The 17,886-nt window shown below is 45.3% G+C and carries 13 protein-coding genes; 9 read left to right on the plus strand and 4 right to left on the minus strand.

Annotated features, from left to right (window positions below; translation table 11 throughout):
• Positions 1 to 35 precede the first annotated feature (35 nt).
• The 3 genes from NST94_RS04290 to NST94_RS04300 all read right to left on the minus strand — a co-directional run bounded on the left by NST94_RS04290 (position 36) and on the right by NST94_RS04300 (position 3,219).
• Positions 36 to 869 carry a carbohydrate ABC transporter permease gene (locus NST94_RS04290; protein ID WP_076130664.1) on the minus strand — a complete coding sequence of 278 codons (834 nt, stop codon included), beginning with the start codon at positions 867 to 869 and terminating at the stop codon, positions 36 to 38.
• A gap of 2 nt (positions 870 to 871) precedes the next feature.
• The gene (locus tag NST94_RS04295) at positions 872 to 1,765 is read right to left on the minus strand and encodes a sugar ABC transporter permease (protein ID WP_076105422.1); all 894 of its coding nucleotides are present in this window, start codon (positions 1,763 to 1,765) and stop codon (positions 872 to 874) included.
• 107 nt (positions 1,766 to 1,872) lie between these two features.
• Positions 1,873 to 3,219 (minus strand): extracellular solute-binding protein, encoded by a 1,347-nt coding sequence (locus NST94_RS04300; protein WP_339281708.1) that lies wholly within the window; start codon positions 3,217 to 3,219, stop codon positions 1,873 to 1,875.
• A gap of 312 nt (positions 3,220 to 3,531) precedes the next feature.
• On the opposite strand from NST94_RS04300, the gene NST94_RS04305 reads away from it, so the two are divergent.
• The 6 genes from NST94_RS04305 (at position 3,532) to thrC (ending at position 12,590) form a co-directional block, all read left to right on the plus strand.
• Positions 3,532 to 6,084 (plus strand): glycoside hydrolase family 2 protein, encoded by a 2,553-nt coding sequence (locus NST94_RS04305; protein ID WP_339281709.1) that lies wholly within the window; start codon positions 3,532 to 3,534, stop codon positions 6,082 to 6,084.
• A 25-nt stretch (positions 6,085 to 6,109) separates the two neighbouring features.
• Positions 6,110 to 8,263 carry an alpha-galactosidase gene (locus tag NST94_RS04310; protein ID WP_339281710.1) on the plus strand — a complete coding sequence of 718 codons (2,154 nt, stop codon included), beginning with the start codon at positions 6,110 to 6,112 and terminating at the stop codon, positions 8,261 to 8,263.
• Positions 8,264 to 8,289: 26 nt separating this feature from the next.
• Complete coding sequence (locus tag NST94_RS04315) at positions 8,290 to 8,430, plus strand: hypothetical protein (RefSeq protein ID WP_339281711.1); 141 nt, start codon at positions 8,290 to 8,292, stop codon at positions 8,428 to 8,430.
• A 150-nt stretch (positions 8,431 to 8,580) separates the two neighbouring features.
• Positions 8,581 to 9,546, plus strand: coding sequence for an alpha/beta hydrolase (locus NST94_RS04320; RefSeq protein ID WP_339282125.1), 966 nt, complete (start codon positions 8,581 to 8,583; stop codon positions 9,544 to 9,546).
• Positions 9,547 to 10,446: 900 nt separating this feature from the next.
• On the plus strand, positions 10,447 to 10,950 hold the full coding sequence (locus NST94_RS04325; RefSeq protein ID WP_076302808.1) for a CYTH domain-containing protein: 504 nt from the start codon (positions 10,447 to 10,449) through the stop codon (positions 10,948 to 10,950).
• A gap of 248 nt (positions 10,951 to 11,198) precedes the next feature.
• The gene (gene thrC / locus NST94_RS04330) at positions 11,199 to 12,590 is read left to right on the plus strand and encodes a threonine synthase (protein WP_339281712.1); all 1,392 of its coding nucleotides are present in this window, start codon (positions 11,199 to 11,201) and stop codon (positions 12,588 to 12,590) included.
• Between the two features lie 87 nt (positions 12,591 to 12,677).
• On the opposite strand, the gene NST94_RS04335 is transcribed toward thrC, so the two are convergent.
• Positions 12,678 to 13,952 carry a helix-turn-helix domain-containing protein gene (locus NST94_RS04335; protein WP_076219702.1) on the minus strand — a complete coding sequence of 425 codons (1,275 nt, stop codon included), beginning with the start codon at positions 13,950 to 13,952 and terminating at the stop codon, positions 12,678 to 12,680.
• A 121-nt stretch (positions 13,953 to 14,073) separates the two neighbouring features.
• Here NST94_RS04335 and NST94_RS04340 point away from each other — a divergent pair, with 121 nt between their 5' ends.
• The 3 genes from NST94_RS04340 to NST94_RS04350 all read left to right on the plus strand — a co-directional run bounded on the left by NST94_RS04340 (position 14,074) and on the right by NST94_RS04350 (position 17,707).
• A complete protein-coding gene (locus NST94_RS04340; RefSeq protein WP_076219701.1) occupies positions 14,074 to 16,014 on the plus strand; it encodes an NAD(P)/FAD-dependent oxidoreductase in 1,941 nt (646 codons plus the stop codon).
• Between the two features lie 29 nt (positions 16,015 to 16,043).
• Positions 16,044 to 16,856, plus strand: a complete 813-nt coding sequence (locus NST94_RS04345; protein WP_081383412.1) for an acetoacetate decarboxylase family protein — start codon at positions 16,044 to 16,046, stop codon at positions 16,854 to 16,856.
• A gap of 77 nt (positions 16,857 to 16,933) precedes the next feature.
• Positions 16,934 to 17,707, plus strand: coding sequence for a glucose 1-dehydrogenase (locus NST94_RS04350; protein ID WP_036680744.1), 774 nt, complete (start codon positions 16,934 to 16,936; stop codon positions 17,705 to 17,707).
• Positions 17,708 to 17,886 lie beyond the last annotated feature (179 nt).

The raw sequence follows: 17,886 nt of genomic DNA on the forward strand, positions 1-17,886 counted from the left end.
TTGCGTTGTTCCTTTCCTGTAATAAGCTACCTACCTTATTTGACCGCTCCACTGGTTACGCCTTCAAAGATGTAACGCTGCAGGAAGAAATATAAAATTACTGTTGGCAGCAGGATAAGCAGAATAGCCGCACAGATTAAATTCCATTCCCCCGAATTGACCCCTTGAAAACGCATTAGGATCGTCGTAACTACACCAAGGCTTTGTTTCGGCATGTAGAGGTATGGGATGTACATGTCATTGTAAATGCTAATGGTTTTCAGAATAATCAAAGTAGCCGTAGCTGGGGTAAGTAAAGGGAAAATAATCGACCGATAGATTCTGAACAGAGAGGCACCTTCTACCATCGCACTTTCATCGAGATCCACGGGAATATTACGGATAAATTGCAGATATAAAATAATTTGAATTACATCCGCTCCAATATAAAGCACGATCGGGGCGCCAAGTGTATTGTAAAGCCCCATGCTTTTGATGATACCAAAAGTCGCCACTTGTGTCGTGATACTAGGAATAATGGTGGCTACTAGATATGCACCGAAGACAACGGGTTTCAATTTGAAAGAGAAGCGTCCCAATACAAATGCTACCATAGTGCCGAACAGAATGTTCAGAATTAAAGTAATAGCTATAATGATTAACACATTACCAAATCCGTTAAGTAGACCCCCGCGCTGGAAAACGGCAGTGAAATTATCGAAATTCAAAAAGCTTTTTGGCAGTGCCATGGAGCTGCTGCTGTTAAATTCGTCAGTGGATTTAAAGGCATTGACGATGACCACATACGGAGGAAAGAGTACAACAAATACGCCGATAAGCAGCGAGAAGTATTTAATAACATCTGTGAAGCGAAATTTGGAGTATGTCATATCTATTTGTCCCCTCCCCGGCTTAGAACTAGTTGCTGTACTAACAGTACGATGACGACAAAGAAAAGCAAGATAATACTCATGGCAGAAGCGAGGCCGTAATTATTGTAAGCAAATGCAGTATCTACAACTTTTTGTACGTATGTTTCGCTGGCGCCTGCGGGGCCGCCCTTGGTCAACACGAAGGGGAGATCGAATACTTCCAGTGCCCCTGTGACGGTAAGAAATAAGTTAAGCTGGATGACTGGCTTCATATTCGGTAAAGTAATTCTCCAAAGTGTTTGAAAAGGTCCGGCACCATCGATCTTTGAGGCCTCATAGATATCGTTTGGAATGGCCTGCAAGGAGGCGATGTAGATTACCATGTTATAACCCATGAAACGCCAAAATCCTGTGGACGCCAGAGAATAGTTAACCAGTCCTTCTGTTCCAAGCCAACTGGTCTGTCCTAGTCCGGTAAGACCGATGCTATTCAGGAACATATTCAGAGAGCCATTGGTGGTGTCAAAGACATAACCAAACATAAAGGCGACGGCGACACCGTTCATAATGTAAGGGAGGAACAGTAAGATTCGAAATGCATTTTTTCCTTTCAACTTACTATTGAGCACAATCGCAAAATAAATAGCGACGATATTCTGGAGAATTCCCATCGCGAAATAAGCAAAGTTATGGGTAAATACCTTGAAAATATCGGGGTTGGAGAAGACTTCGCGGTAATTATCGAGACCGACCCAAGGCTTCTCAGGGCTATAGCCATCCCAGTTCGTAAAGCTGTAATAAATCAGCTTGAGTGCCGGATAATACGTGAATGTTGCGAGCAGCAACAAAGGAATCGTGAGGAAGGATACAATGATAATCGTCTTCTGTTTGTTATAGGAAAGTGTTCCGAACATCGCTAGCCCTTCTTTCATAAAAACGTGGTATGGAAAGGCAAAATGGATTATCCGTAAAAGCAATAATCCATTTTGCTCCGTAGTGTACTTCGAATCAAAAGCTCAAATTAATAACCGAGGTCCTTCTTGGCTTTAGCCCAAGCTTTATTCCACTTGTCTAATACGGTTTGTGGATCTTTGGCAAGTACAAATTCCTGTACAACAGCAGGGAGATCCAGCTGTGCCTTGTTGCCGATTTCTGTAACCTTTGCATCGTCAACAGTTCCTTCTACCAGTTCTACTCCGGTAGCTTGGAATTCTTTCAGCTGAGTCAGATTGGATTCCTTGCCTTTTAATGGAGAGATAAAGCCGGCGAAATCCTCATAACCTGAATCTTCAATCATCCATTTTACGAAGGCTTTAGCTGCCTCTAAATTTTTGCTGTTTTTGGCAACGGCATAGAAGAAGTCAGGGCTAAGGGTAGCAGATGGTTTACCCGAATTGTCATAAGGGAATGGGAAGAAGCCAACATTGTCTGAAGAAGCGCCTGTTCCGATAACTTGGTTAATAACCCAGTTGCCAAGATAGTACATAGCGAATTTGCCGGAAGCGATGTCCTTTTTCGATTGCTCCCAGTTGGTGGAGTTGATGTCTTTTTCCAGATAGCCTTTTTCATTGAGCTCTCTAAGTAGGCTGAAGGCTTTGCCATAACCGTTGTCCATAGTGAATGGTGTTTCAGAGTTCAGCTTAGCATTTGGAAAATCAGGATTGCCTTCAATTAAGCGTGGTGTGTCATAAGCCCAAGTACCAAGTGGCCATTTGTCTTTAAAGTTAGAGGACATTGGAATAACACCTTTTGCTTTCAGCTTCTCGCAGGCAGCCAGGAATTCATCCCAAGTCTTAGGCGTTTCGGTGATGCCGGCATCAGTGAATGCTGTTTTGTTATAAACAATACCGGAAGTAGAGTTCCCTGTAGTAATTCCGTAAAGCTTACCATCAAAGGATTTGAAGTCTTTAAAGGTGATCTGATCGTTCAAGCCGAGATCATCCAGTGAAGCAAAATATTTTGGCAGGTCCGAGTTAGGGATAGAAGGAATAAACATAACGTCTGGAAGCTCGCCGCTGGCCATTCTGACTTTAGCCTGTTGGTTATAGTCGGTTTGGGAAGCTTCGAATTCGACTTTAATGTTCGGGTATTTTTCATTAAAGCGCTTTAAATATTCGTCATATTCTTTGCCGATCATGTCTGTTCTGTTAGTTAGGAAGGTGATTTTGCCGCTGATATCAGCTCCTGCTGCAGGTTCGGCAGTTGCATTCGTGTCACCGCCGGTATTCTCTGCGTTAGTTGCTGCGGGCTTTTCAGTTGCGGCAGCACCGTTATTCGTGGTGTTGTCATTATTCGAACCACAGCCAGCAAGTGTTGAAGATAAGACCATAATCATAACAAAGGATAACGAAAATAACTTATTTCTCATAGCTTAATCCCCTTTTCGTTTTTATTGTTAGCGTTTACATGAACATTATAGCTTTATCGAAGCCGTTAATAAATGTATTGTATTATTATTTATTGTCTTTATTTGTTTTGTTTCTGCGTTTATAATTAGCATGTACCTAACAATCAGATAACAAAATACAAAGAATATCAAAAGGGTTCAATGAATTAATTGAAGTCTTATGCTATTTTTGAGAAGTCTATGCTTACAAAACTTTAGGCATCTGCTTTCGAAGCGAGTTTTGCGCGAAGTCATTCAGAGAAGTCTATGCTTACAAAACTTTTAGGAGGTATTATGAAACATTTGCATATGAATCTTGCGAAGTGGGAATTTAGAGGCTGTGGTGATGAGGAGTGGCTTCCGGCGACTGTGCCAGGTACAGTCCATACGGATTTACTAAAGAACGGGAAGATTTCAGACCCCTTTTATGGAACAAATGAACATGATCTACAGTGGATCGATAAGAAGGACTGGGAATATCAAACCTCGTTGCAGTTGGGGGAAGAGTGGCAGGAGCTTGCTTGTACGGAGCTAGTTTTTGAGGGACTGGATACTTATGCAGATGTGTACGTGAATAATGTACATGTGCTCGCTGCTGATAATATGTTTCTGGCATGGAAAGTGGATGTCAAAGATCAGTTAAAGACTGGAGAAAATAATATACGGGTGAAGTTCCGCTCTGCGGTTAAGGAAGATTTACCGAAATTAGCGAAGCTGGGTTACGCGCTGCCTGCCTCGAATGATCAATCCGAGCTTGGGGGATTAGATGAACAACGGATTAGTATTTTTGCGCGCAAAGCACCTTATCATTACGGCTGGGATTGGGGCCCGCGTTTCTTGACCAGTGGAATATGGCGTGCGGCAGCTCTGGTGGGACGTGACACCGTTCAAATTACAGACCTCTATATCCGTCAAAATGTGATTGCTAAGGAAGAAGCTCGCCTGACCGCAATTGTAGAAGTGGATGCTCCAGCTGCTTGGCGGGGAATGCTGCGAATAAGTGCCGATGGTTTGGAGTGGATGCAAGCGGTTACTTTAGAAGAAGGCATGCAGCAATTAGAGATGAATATTGTTATATCCGAGCCACAGCTCTGGTGGTGCAGAGGGTTCGGAGAGCCTCATTTATATACATTCCAGGCAGAATTGGTACAAAATGCGGAAGTAGAGGTTAGCAAAAGTGTAAAAACCGGACTCCGCAGTATTGAATTGATTCGGGAGCGTGATGCCAAAGGAGCTTCGTTTTCTTTTGCGCTGAATGGAGTTTCCGTCTTCGCCAAAGGTGCCAATCATATTCCAAATGACAGCTTCACCACAGAAGTAACCGAGGAGCGGTATCGGCATGAAATTGCCACGGCAGTAGAATCGAATATGAATATGCTGCGCGTTTGGGGCGGCGGTATATATGAAGAAGATATTTTTTATCAGCTCTGTGATGAATACGGACTGCTGGTCTGGCAGGACTTTATGTTCGCTTGCAGTATGTATCCCGGAGACGAGGCGTTCCTTGAAAATGTGAAAAAAGAAGCCGAATACAACGTCAAAAGATTGCGCAATCATCCCTGCATCGCCTTATGGTGTGGCAACAACGAGATTGATTCGGCCTGGTCACAGTTCGAGGAAAATATGGGCTGGGGCTGGAAAGAAAAACTCGGCGCTGAGCAAAGAGCGACAATGTGGGCCGATTATATTAAAATCTTCCACCGTATTCTGCCGGAGGCTGTAGCCGCGTTCCATCCAGGTGTGGACTATTGGCCGTCTTCGCCGCTGCGGGAGCTGACTGGCGATATTAATCAGCATGCGACACGGATTGTGGGCGAAGGGGATGTGCATTACTGGGGCGTGTGGCACGGGATCGAGCCTTTTGAGAACTATAATACAAAGGTTGGCCGCTTCATGAGTGAATATGGCTTCCAGTCGTTCCCGGAACTAAAAACGGTAATGAGCTATGCAGAAGAGCAGGATTTGGAGCTTACCTCAGAGGTGATGCTGGCGCATCAGAAGAATGGTCGCGGTAATCTGCTGATCAAAGAATATATGGATATGTATCTGCCGCAGCCAAAGGACTTCAAAGCCTTTTTATATATGAGTCAAATCCTGCAGGCCGAAGCGATCCGAATCGCGATTGAAAGCCACAGAAGAAATAAACCTTATTGTATGGGCACTTTATACTGGCAGATGAATGATTGCTGGCCGGTGGCTTCTTGGGCGGGCATGGATTATAACGGGCGCTGGAAAGCCCTGCAATATACCGTGCGTTCAAGCTTCCAAGATGTTCTGTTGTCTATCGACGGTACAGACCGTGAGAAGGTAGACATTCATGTCGTATCTGATTTAAGAACAGCAGTGAGCGCTGAGTTGGTGCTTACTTTGTATCAGTTTAACGGTTCGGTGCTGCGAGAGTGGACACATCCCGTTGAGCTGGAAGCTGATTCTGCTGCTATCGTATTCTCGTCTCCTGTGGCAGAGCTGCTAGAAGGTCAAGGGGTGGGTGATGTATTGCTTGGAATTGGCTTGCAGGCGGATGGCCAGGTGATAGATCACAAGCTGCATTATTTTACTCCGGAAAAAGAAATTCCGTTGCAGCGCTCAGTAATTACCGTGCTGGAAACTCCAGAGAGCGGTGGATTAAGCTTCACCGTGACCAGTGATGTATTGGCTAGAGGTGTATACCTGACTTCGGAAGAGGAAGGAATATTCTCTGACAATTATTTTGACCTTCTCCCAGGTCAGACCAAGACGATAGAGTTCTCACAACGCGGGAACGATGGAAGAGACTGGATTCCTGCCGCACCTAAAGGGCTAAAGGTTCAATCGATGGTTGATTTTGTGAGCGAAGATTTGCTGTAAATCCTAAGGAGAGAAGGACTGGCACATGGGGATTTTAGTTCAGGAAGATAAGGGATTATTCCATTTACAGAGCGCAGGGATGAGTTATATTCTTCAGCTTGTTAATGATTATCCGGCACATGTGTATTGGGGTAAGAAGCTGCGTAGTGGCAGCAATTTGGAAGGGCTGTTGAATCTGGGAGGAAATACGGGTCTCGACCGGCTCCCGCAGGAATATCCCCAATACGGCACGGGAGATTTCAGAACACCAGCTTATCAAGTTCGGCTCGAAGACGGCACTCGTATTACAGAGCTGAAATACAGCGGGTACCGGGTAGTTGAGGGTAAACCCTCACTGCCGGGTCTGCCATCTGTATATGTTGAGTCTGCGCAAGAAGCACAGACGTTGGAGCTTACACTTAAGGATGATTACGCCAAGCTGAGTGTTATTTTGCGCTATACGGTTTTTGAACATACCAACGTAATCACCCGCTCTGTGGAGTTCACCAATGCGGGGGAAACACAGCTGCGATTGCAGCGTGCACTGAGTGCTAGTGTCGATTTCTCGTCTGGCGATATGGATATGATCTATTTGGCAGGAGCTTGGTCAAGGGAAGGTAATCTGACCCGTAGACGTCTGGTGCAAGGGGGTACGACCATTGGGAGCCGCAGAGGGATGAGCAGCCACCAGTTAAATCCATTTGCAGCGCTGGTGAAACCTGAAACGGATGAAAATCATGGAGAGGCCTACGGCTTCAGTCTTGTATATAGTGGAGGCTTTGAAGCTGAGGCAGAGGTCGATTCCTTCGGGATGACCCGGTTTACGATGGGGCTGAATTCTTTTGATTTCTCCTGGCTGCTGGAGCCGGGCGAACAATTCCAGACCCCAGAGGTAGTGATGGTGTATTCTTCCGAGGGGATCGGGGAAATGTCGAGAACCTATCATCGCCTGTACCGGACCCGTTTATGCAGAGGGTTATATAGAGATAAGGAACGGCCCATTCTGGTCAACAATTGGGAAGCCACCTATTTCAACTTCGATGCGGATAAATTGGAGTCGATTGCGGCGGAAGGAGCGAAACTCGGGATAGAGCTATTCGTACTGGACGACGGTTGGTTTGGCAAAAGAGATGCAGATAACTCCTCTCTCGGAGACTGGGTAGAGGATCTGCGCAAGCTTCCAGGCGGATTGTCTGATGTGGCGCAGCGTGTGAACAATCTAGGCTTGCAGTTTGGCCTCTGGTTCGAGCCGGAGATGATCTCGCCAGACAGCGAGCTCTATCGTAAGCATCCCGACTGGTGTCTGCATGTGCCGGGACGCCGCCGCAGCGAAGCCCGCTGGCAATTGGTGCTGGACTATACTCGGGAGGATGTGCGCCAGTACATTTATGAGTCACTGTCCCGGATTTTCTCGACCGTGCCCATTAGTTATGTGAAATGGGATATGAACCGTTGTTTAACGGAGATTGGCTCTGCAGAGTTACCTTCTGAACGCCAAGGGGAAACCGCTCATCGTTATGTGATTGGTCTGTATGAGCTATTGGAGCGAATAACTTCAGAGTTTCCGCATATCCTGTTCGAGAGCTGCTGTAGTGGTGGCGGCCGCTTCGACCCAGGCATGCTGCATTACATGCCGCAGACCTGGACCAGTGACGATACAGATGCTGTGGAACGACTGAAGATTCAGTATGGAACAAGTCTGGTGTATCCGGTTAGTTCGATAGGCGCGCATGTGTCTGCCGTGCCGAATCATCAGGTAGGACGGATCACCCCGCTGTCTTTTCGTGGAGATGTAGCTATGTCCGGTAATTTCGGTTATGAGCTGGATCTTACGAAGTTTACAGACGAAGAGAAGGAACTTGTGAAGGAACAGGTTGCGAACTATAAACAAATCCGCAGTCTTGTGCAGCAAGGGAATCTGTACCGGCTGCAAAGCCCGTTTGAGGGCAATGAGACAGCATGGATGTTCGTGTCCGATGATCAGCGAGAGGCATTAGTTTATTACTTCCGGGTAATGGCTGTGCCGCACCCGCCCCGCCGTAGCCTGAAGCTGAATGGTTTAAATCCGGAGCTGGATTACATTCTGGAGGCAAGTGGTGAGGTTTACGGTGGTGATCGGCTAATGCAGGCTGGGCTGGCTCTGCCGGATATCCAGCAGGATTTTGTTAGCGGATGTTATAAATTGAAGGTGCAGGAATAGAGTTTATTGCAAGTCATCAGCAAGCCATGAGCCTAGCTCGTGGTTTGCTTTTTTTGTTCAAAGATGAATTTGAATCAGCTGAAGCTGCGGATGGCAAGGCAGCCTTGATCGTATCCACCTCCATATTCCTCCTGTTATGGCATCCTGTGAAGCTACCTTGTGTATGACGCTATAGTTTTTTTGCATGTTCATATTCCGTTCATATTGAGGTCATAGGGAGTACATCTTCATTGGTTAATCTTAGCCTAGCAGTTAGTTATGGTAGTCCAATACACAGCTGATGACAGGGGAAGATACGAGTGGAAATAAAAGAAGTAATGAAAATGAAGGCGGGCACGAGAACAAGTAAAACACTAAACATACTACTTAAAGTAGTAGGAGCAATAATCATCGCAATCGTGCTTTTTCTCGCTATTGTCTATACAGTTAATTTGATCAGCAATAAATCGGAACAAAATAAAATAGAACCCTATGGTCAGTTAGTGCCCGTAGATGGGAAAAACATGAATGTTTATATTCAAGGAAAAGGTGAAGAAACAGTCGTGCTACTACCGGGTTATGGCACAGCAGCGCCAGCTCTTGATTTTAAAGCATTAATAGATGAACTGTCGCCGTTTTACAAAGTTGTCATGATTGAGCCTTTTGGGTATGGATTAAGTGATCTGACCAAAAAGGAGCGCAGCACGGAGAATATTGTAAGTGAAATTCATGAAGCTTTACAGGCTCTTAATATTGACCGTTATATTCTAATGGGCCACTCTATTTCAGGCATATATGGACTAGATTATGTTAACAAGTATGAAAATGAAGTGAGTGCATTTGTCGGGCTTGATAGTAGTGTCCCATCGATAAGCGAGAGGAAGATCGAAGCTTCGGAATTAAGAACTATAAATCTGCTCAAAAAATCAGGTTTAATCAGATTGCAAATGAAATTTAGTGCTGACCCAATTGCTGAACTACCATTTGATGATAAAACAAAAGAACAAATGAGACTGATCAATCGCAAAAACATATTTAATCCCACCCAATTAAATGAAGCTGGAATGATGTATTCTAATTTTAAATCAGCTGAAAGCTTAACATTTCCTAAAAATCTTCCTCTTATTTTCTTTATACAAGCGAATCAACCAGCAACGGATAGATGGATACCAGAGCATGAAAAGCAAATCAAGGACTCTGTGCATGGAAAAATAGTGAAGTTTGAAGAGGGACATTATTTATATCGCACTAAAGCAAAAGAAATCGTAAAAGACTTTCAGGCATTTATGAAAGAAATAAAATAAGTGCTGCCGTCGAGCCGACCGGATTTCAGGATTTCCTCTGATTTTCGTTCGGTTTTTTATTAGTCCGTAAGATATGGGGGAGTGCCACCAGTAACGATGGTCTAATCTTTAGGTTTGGTCTGGGATAAGAATGAGAAGGCGTCGGCTACATATGATGGAGAGTCCCTTGGCTGCTACTAGGTTCCTAGGTACCCTGCTTCGGATCGGACTCAGAAGTCCTTATTTGCTAGAAAAGAGGCAATTGAGGCTACTTTCGGACCCCAGCGACGTTATTGGCTAATTATCGCGACCATATGGGGTGTTTTGGAGTAAATAGCTGCACCTGAGTCCGATACCATCTCAAATATGCGTTTTTTTCGCAAATAGTGGCTATACGGTCCGTAAGTAAATGGGTGAGTACGACCCGTGGAGCGTGACCAACTAATCGAATGTGTGAGTACGACCCGTGGAGCGTGACCAACTAATCGAATGGGTGAGTACGACCCGTGGAGCGTGACCAACTAATCGAATGGGTAAGTACGACCCGTGGAGCGTGACCAACTAATCGAATGGGTGAGTACGACCAGTGGAGCGTGACCAACTAATCGAATAGGTGAGTGCGACCAGTGGAGCGGAACCAACTCATCGAATGGGGGAGCCTCACCAGTGGCACACGGAGTAACTCATCGAATGGTGCTTTCCAATGATCGCCGGCTGACTCGCTAATTATCCGTAGTTTCCAGTAATCTACGGTGAGCTCCATCTTCCACAGCCTCCATAAATCCCACAATGAGCACCACGGTAGCCTTTTTAAGCTAGAGCATGTCCTATTTCCCTATAATCCACATTGACTTGGGTTTGTCACACCCCTATGATGATTATTAATATAAAAATATATGACACGAAGAGGAGCGAAACATCATGGCTTTGGAGATCGAACGCAAGTTTCTGCTGCCGGAATTTCCGGAGCAGCTGATTCAAAAGGGAGAGTTGAAGATTGTTACCCGTCATAATATCGATCAGACATATCTGGCGATAGATGGTGGTCAAGAGCTTCGTGTGCGTAAAATTACGGATCTGGACTCAGGTGAGGTAACCTACACGCATACGTTTAAGGATGGCAAAGGGATCAAACGCGAAGAGATCGAATATTTTATCTCAGAGGGTTTATATAATCAGATGATCGAAGCGGTAAATGCGGTAGCTTTGGTCAAAGAGCGAATTACAGCGGTGTGGAATGGCATAACGGTTGAGATCGACGTATATTCCCAGCTGAAATTGTCCGTATTGGAGGTTGAATTTGAATCTCTGGAGGAAGCGGAAAGCTTTAAAGAGCCGGAATGGTTCGGTAAGGATGTTAGTACAGAACGGCAGTACAGCAACAAAACGGTCTGGAGAGAGCTGCAAAATAAGACAAAGAATTAACGGACTTTAGCGCGTAAACGTGGTAGTATATAGGGAAAACAAGCAGAAATAGCTTTATCATCCCTAACTAGCTTAAGGATAACGTTTAGGGTGAAACTTATAGTTAATTATAAGAATTTATAAGTGGTGCAACTATAACAGCCTTATATTTCTGCGAGAAACAGTTGTCTTCTATATAGGACGACAACGTTGTTTCTTCTTATCATATATTCTTGTCATATATTAACGAGGGGTTCAGGAGGATGAGCATGAAGTTTATAAGCACAAGAGGTAATGTGGAACCTAAAGGTTTTATTGATACGGTGTTGATGGGACTTGCGGACGACGGTGGGCTGATGGTTCCATCCGAGATTCCAGTGGTTTCAGCAGCAACGTTGGAAGAGTGGAGAAGTCTCAGCTATCAGGAGTTGTTCCTGAAGATTGTTGCCTATTACACCAATGGTGAGATTCCTTACCAGGATTTGCAGGAAATGGTCAACACCAGTTATGCTAATTTCCGCACACCTGAAGTAACACCTATACACCAAGTGGATGATTCTTTATATGTCCTTGAATTGTTCCATGGGCCTACTTTTGCTTTCAAGGATGTAGCGCTGCAGTTTATGGGTGAGCTGTATTCGTATATTTCCAAAAAACAAAACAAAATCATCCACATCCTCGGTGCAACCTCTGGGGACACTGGAGCGGCGGCCATTCAAGGTGTACGCGGCAAAGAAGGCATCAAGATCTGTATTCTCCATCCACACGGCAAGGTAAGTAAAGTGCAAGAGCTGCAGATGACTACGGTGGACGACAGCAATGTACTGAATCTGTCTGTTCATGGTAACTTTGATGATTGCCAGAAGGTGATTAAGGATCTGTTCGCAGATCTGGACTTTAAAGGTCGGTATCATCTGCGTGCAATTAATTCCATTAACTTTGTGCGGATTCTGGCGCAGACTGTTTATTATTTCTATGCATATCTGCATGTCGATGGCAGCAACGAGAAAAAGATTAATATCAGCGTGCCTTCCGGTAACTTCGGTAATATTTTCTCGGGTTATTTGGCTAAGCAAATGGGGCTTCCTATTAACAAGCTGATCATTGCTACGAATGAAAATAATATTTTGGAGCGTTTCGTGAATACTGGCGAATACAAACCAGGTAATTTCACAAGCACTTACAGCCCTTCGATGGACATCCAAGTGGCAAGTAATTTCGAACGGTATCTGTATTATCTGGTAGGCGAGGATTCTGAGAAGTTATCCGCGTATATGTCCAAGCTGCAAACCGAAGGCAAGATTACGGTTGAAGGCGAGGCGCTTCAGCAGGTGCAGAAGGATTTTGCAGCGCTGGGTGTGAAGAATGATCAATGCTTGAATACGATCGCTAAGTATCAAAAAGAATACGGCTACCTGCTTGATCCACATACAGCATGTGGAATCGCGGCTTACGAAGCCTTTAATGGCCCGGATGAGATTGGCATTACCTTTGCGACTGCACATCCAGCTAAGTTCGATGAGGCAATTACTTTGATTGATATTAAGCAGGAATTCCCGGCACAGATTAAAGCATTGTTCGAGATGCCACAACATCAAACCGTAGTGGATCATGACAAGAATGAAATCGTGCGTCAGCTGCAAGCTTTTTACGGATTGTAATATCATATACAGTCCTACTTCACAGCACAGCCCCCGTTCTTGGGATAAAGACGGGGGCTGTTTGTGCGTTTATAGTAGCTTCTAACATTAACGTTGCGGCGTACGGGTCTGCTCCCTAGCTTTTTCACAAAAAGCAGCGACCTTATAAGAGACATAGTACGCCAGCATTTTTTCAGAATCGGTAAAGTCGGTGTCCAGCAGTCTGCTGATAAGATCGAGCTTATATCTGAGTGTATTCCGGTGAATGTACAGCTCGTCTGAGGTAATCTGCATGTTCCGGTTATTTTTGAGATAAACGTAAAAGGTATGATACAGATTGGACTGGTGCAAAGTATCGTATTCTTGAAGCTTGAGCAGCTCTGGATGGTAGTAGTTATTATCCTCGTTAAACACAACATCAGCAGAGAGCATCTCATAGAGCTGGATATCTGAATAGTAAGTCAGCTGCTGCTGCGGGCTGAGAATGGAACCGATCCGAATAGCATTTCGGGAGTGAAGATAGTGTCTCCTACATTGCGTAAGATTAGTGAACATATTGCTGATGCCAAGCGAGATGCCGGTTTGGGCTAGAAATTCCTGCAGCTGCTTAGTTACAAGCTCTTTGGAGAGGTTTCCATCATGGATCATTACAATCTGCCCGTCATAATAGGTGGAAGGACTGCCCGGAAAAAGCTGTTGCAAACGTTCTCTTAAATAATCATCATAACGGCCTGAACCCTCATACCAGGTAAGATCGAACAGCAGCACAAGCAGCTGATTCCCGAACTTTAGTCCTGCACTCCGCATCCTGTCCTGAATAATCCGGTTGTCCTGAAGCTGTTCCTCTAGCAATGCGCAGATAAAATCTTCAACTTTTATATTTTTGGCGTTGCGATAGTAGCTATTTTTGCCCATCTCTTCGGCAAGTATGGTAGCGGTGATGGACAGCAGCTCGTTATCTCTGGCGCGAAAAGGATTTGTGCATCCTAGAAGCAATACATTGCCGATTTGTTTGCCGGCTACTTTTATTTTGGAGATCAGTTTGGAGTTTGACGTTTCCTCGCAGGTTACCTCATAAGATTCATCGCTTTGTTTCCCACGCTGGACACTGTTCATTTTGCTCACAGCCGCAATGAAGTCGTAAGAGCAATAACCTTTGCGGATATTATCACTCCATATGTAATCGTCGATATCGGAAAGGTCAGAGTGAGCTACAATTTTGAAGCTGCAATCAAATACAATGACGGGATTCTGCAGTAGCTCGGCAGCTGTCTGTACGATAGCTGAAAGGCCTGCACCTGAAATGTATGCAGTAAACAAAGATGCGGTATAATGCTCCATTTCGATTTTACCTGATACTTGCTCATTTAAGGAAACATCCATTCATATCGCCCCCTAGTTCAATAATAGTGCAATATGCACTATAAAGAAGTGATTTTTGGTGCTTGTAAATATATTCACAAAGTATTGGACGCCTTAAACTAAAGGTGGAGGTGCTAAGCAGATGAAATATGAAAAACTGTTTGCAGCAGGTAAAATTGGACGCCTTGAACTTAAGAATAGAATTGTATTGCCGGCTATGGGAACGTCACTGGCTGCGGCCAGTGGTGAAGCATCGGATGAAATGATTGCTTTTTATGAGGAACGTGCCGCAGGTGGCTGTGGTCTAATCATTACGGAAATTACGCGTGTGGATAATGAGACCGGAGTAGGTACACCGAACCAGCTGAATGCAAGTGACTTGCTGTTTGTGCCACGTCTGGAGAAACTGGCAAGAGCTGTGCATCGTCATGACAGCAAAATATTCCTTCAGCTCCAGCATCCGGGCCGGCAAAATCACGGACGGCTTATTGGAGGCAAACAAATTGTTGCTCCTAGCGCAGTGATGTCTTCAGCGATTGGGGAAATGCCCCGGGAGCTGTCTACTGAAGAGGTAGAAGAGTTAGTTCGTAAATTTGTGTTCGGAGCTTATATAGCTAAAACAGCAGGTATTGATGGTGTGGAGATCCATGGTGCCCACGGCTATCTCGTAGGACAGTTTCTGAGCCCACTTACCAATCTGAGAACTGATAAATATGGCGGTTCACTGGAAGGTAGAATGTCATTCCTGAACGAAATTGTGCTTGGCATCAAAAAGACCTGTGGCGCAGGATTCCCTGTATCGGTGCGAATCGACGGCGATGAATTTGTCTCAGGCGGGATTACACTGGATGAGGCTATCCAGACTGCGAAACATCTGGAAAGCATCGGAGTGGATTGCATAAATGTAAGCTCCGGCACTTATGAATCATCCAATACGATCATTGAGCCGATATCCTACCCGCAAGGCTGGAAAAAACATCTCTCCGCAGCCATTAAGCAAGCGGTGCAAATTCCAGTGATTGCTTGTGATGTGATCCGTAAGCCTGAATTTGCTGAGAGTCTGCTACAGGAAGGAAACACGGATTTTGTAGCCCTTGGAAGAGCCCAACTGGCCGATCCGGAGTGGGGTAACAAAGCGGCAGCAGGCAAAGAAGCAGAGATCAGAACCTGTATCTCTTGCCTGTACTGTATTCAGGAAGTAATGGAGTGCAAGGTAATCAAGTGTGCTGTCAATGCCAGAGTGGGCCGTGAGCTTGAATTTGCAGAACCAACCAAAGATGGCGCTGGCAAAGTAGTAGCTGTGATCGGCGGGGGTCCAGCAGGTATGGAAGCAGCACGGATTCTGGCGCTCAGAGATTTTAAACCTGTATTGTTCGAAGCCAGAGATGTGCTAGGCGGCAGCGTGGAGCTGGGAAGCCGGCCACCATTGAAGGAGAAGCTGAACTGGTTTATTGATAATATGCAGCATCAGTTAGAGGATCTGGATGTTGATGTCCGTCTCTCTACGAAACCTACGCTGGAACAACTGAAGCAACTGAACCCTTATGCGGTATTTGTTGCTGCTGGGGCACAGCCTATAGTGCCTGTTATTCCGGGAGTAAAGAAGGCAGCGGTCTGCACCGTTGTTGACGTACTTAGTGGGTCAGTTGTGATTAAGAACAAGCAGGCTGTGGTCATCGGCTCCGGCATGACAGGGCTGGAAACGGCTGAATATTTAGCCGATATGGGAAATCAGGTCACGGTGGTGGAAATGCAGCCGCGGGTTGGTCCAGATGCCTATCTGCCAAATCTGATCGACATTGTGACTAGACTGAAAAAGAACGGCGTGGAGCTCTTAGCATCAACCAAGCTGGTAGAAGTGCAGGATGGCGCGATTGTGCTTGAGAATACGTCCACGGGGGAAACTTCGCTGAAAAAGACGGATGCTGTTGTATTATCCATTGGTGTTACACCCGATCGCTCATTTGTTGATGAGTTGAAGCAGGTACTGCCTAATGTGAAGGTGATCGGCGATGCAGGCAAGCCAGGCCGAATCGGACAGGCCATTCAATCTGGATTCGAAACGGCTTTTGTGCTGAACTAAAGGGTTACTAATCTAAGGAGGGTTCATTCATGGTGAGTTTTGTGAAAAGTTTCGCAGATATGCAGAAATACGGAGGCAAGCCAACCACCTTTTATGATGCAGAGATGCTGACGGTGTATTGGGAGACCAAACCAGAGATTATCGAGCGTTTGTTGCCGAAGCCACTGAAGCCAACAAGCCGGCCGCTGGTAAATGCTTTTATCGCCAATTACCCAGCTACGAACTTTTGTCCACCTTATCGTGAAGCTGGATTGTTCGTTCTAGCGGACTATAACGGACAATTAGGCAACTACTGCCTGTCGATGCCTATTACAAGCGATATCGGGATGGCTATGGGCCGGGAAGTATGTGGGCTGCCTAAGAAAATGGCCGATGTGCGTATGAACACCTCAGAAGATGGCATTGATGGGGCAATCGGCCGGCATGGCATTGACTTTTTCAACGTAAAAGCCACTATGGATGGACACTTCAATGACAATGGAGCCGAGAAGATTCTGGAGGAATATTACGGCAAAGATATCCCTTTGTATAACATCAAATATGCCAATGCAATTGACGGAAACGGCTTCGATCTGATGCCATCCTTGGTCACACAGCGTTTAGTAAGTGAGGTTAAAGTCTATAAAGCGGCTGAAGCCTCTATCACCTTCCAAGACTCCCCGCATGATCCTTGGAGTGAGCTTGAAGTTGTGAATATGCTGGGCGCGGTTTACACCGTCAGTACAAATGTGCTTGAAAAAGGTAAAATTCTGGAGCCTCTGAATCCAATGGAGTATCTTCCATACTGCTATCTCCGCTGGGACTGGTGGGAGAACAATTTGCAACCTGTTTCCTCAGTATAAGCCTACGTGTTTGAAGTGAGTTTGTACGAAATGAAACCGAAGAAGGATCGGCTAACCAAACATTAGGAGGAATTAGAATGACTAACCTTTTTGATTTGACGGGTAAGACAGCTATTATCGCAGGAGCATCCAGTGGGATCGGGGTACAATTCGCAGAGATGCTTGCTGAGCAAGGAGCAGACATTGCTATTTTGGCCAGAAGATATGACAAGCTTGTAGCAGTAGCCGAGGATATCCGGGCTAAATACCCTGAACGCAGAATAATTCCTATCGAGTGTGATGTAAGAAAAGAGGACCAGATTATTGTGGCTGTTCAAAAGGTTATGGAAGCCTTTGGCAAAATTGATATTCTGCTGAATAATGCTGGTGTGGTGGATGCGGTTCCGATTGAGGCGCTGGAAGAAGAAGCTTGGGATCGGGTACTGGATACGGATTTAAAAGGTGTTTTCCTGATGTCGAAACATGTGATCCGGCATATGAAGGAACGGAATTACGGCAAAATCGTCAATACAGCCTCAATGCTAGGCCTTACAGCTTCAGCTTCGGTTCCTACGCATTCTTACAATGCTGCTAAAGGTGGAGTGATCCATCTGACAAGAGGGGTGGCGGCAACTTATGCTAAGCATGGTATCACTGTTAATGCGATTGGACCAAGCTTGTTCAAAACTGAAATGACTGAGAATACGTTATTTGCAGAAAAAGCGCTAAAAATGTACAACGCAGTGTGTCCGATGGGGCGCCCTGGTAATCCGGGAGAACTAAACGGCGCCGTGCTCTACTTTGCTTCAGATGCTTCCAGCTACACTACAGGTCAGACTTTGTTTGTAGATGGCGGCTGGACGATTATATAGAGCTCATCTGGTTCTGTAAGCTCGGGGAATGATTGTAACTCCAAAAAAAGGGTATCTCAAAAGCCATGAAAGGGTGGCTGGGATACGCCTTTTTTTGCGTTGTACGATGAGCGGTGCTCCGCCAGTAACAAGAGAATTGCTGAATTTATCAGAAATTGTCGTTAATTTGCCTTAAAAAG

Origin of the sequence: Paenibacillus sp. FSL H8-0282 (assembly GCF_037963825.1) — a bacterium.
In the GTDB taxonomy this organism is placed as follows: Bacteria; Bacillota; Bacilli; order Paenibacillales; family Paenibacillaceae; genus Paenibacillus_AQ; species Paenibacillus_AQ odorifer.

Bases quoted from the DNA above. Each gene is read 5' to 3' on its own strand.
- NST94_RS04345 (WP_081383412.1), top strand. From the start codon at position 16,044: ATGGTGAGTTTTGTGAAAAGTTTCGCAGATATGCAGAAATACGGAGGC.
- NST94_RS04315 (WP_339281711.1), top strand. From the start codon at position 8,290: ATGAGCCTAGCTCGTGGTTTGCTTTTTTTGTTCAAAGATGAATTTGAA.
- NST94_RS04340 (WP_076219701.1), top strand. From the start codon at position 14,074: ATGAAATATGAAAAACTGTTTGCAGCAGGTAAAATTGGACGCCTTGAA.
- NST94_RS04320 (WP_339282125.1), top strand. From the start codon at position 8,581: ATGAAAATGAAGGCGGGCACGAGAACAAGTAAAACACTAAACATACTA.
- NST94_RS04335 (WP_076219702.1), bottom strand. From the start codon at position 13,952: ATGGATGTTTCCTTAAATGAGCAAGTATCAGGTAAAATCGAAATGGAG.
- NST94_RS04305 (WP_339281709.1), top strand. From the start codon at position 3,532: ATGAAACATTTGCATATGAATCTTGCGAAGTGGGAATTTAGAGGCTGT.
- NST94_RS04290 (WP_076130664.1), bottom strand. From the start codon at position 869: ATGACATACTCCAAATTTCGCTTCACAGATGTTATTAAATACTTCTCG.
- NST94_RS04350 (WP_036680744.1), top strand. From the start codon at position 16,934: ATGACTAACCTTTTTGATTTGACGGGTAAGACAGCTATTATCGCAGGA.
- NST94_RS04325 (WP_076302808.1), top strand. From the start codon at position 10,447: ATGGCTTTGGAGATCGAACGCAAGTTTCTGCTGCCGGAATTTCCGGAG.
- NST94_RS04300 (WP_339281708.1), bottom strand. From the start codon at position 3,219: ATGAGAAATAAGTTATTTTCGTTATCCTTTGTTATGATTATGGTCTTA.
- thrC (WP_339281712.1), top strand. From the start codon at position 11,199: ATGAAGTTTATAAGCACAAGAGGTAATGTGGAACCTAAAGGTTTTATT.
- NST94_RS04295 (WP_076105422.1), bottom strand. From the start codon at position 1,765: ATGTTCGGAACACTTTCCTATAACAAACAGAAGACGATTATCATTGTA.
- NST94_RS04310 (WP_339281710.1), top strand. From the start codon at position 6,110: ATGGGGATTTTAGTTCAGGAAGATAAGGGATTATTCCATTTACAGAGC.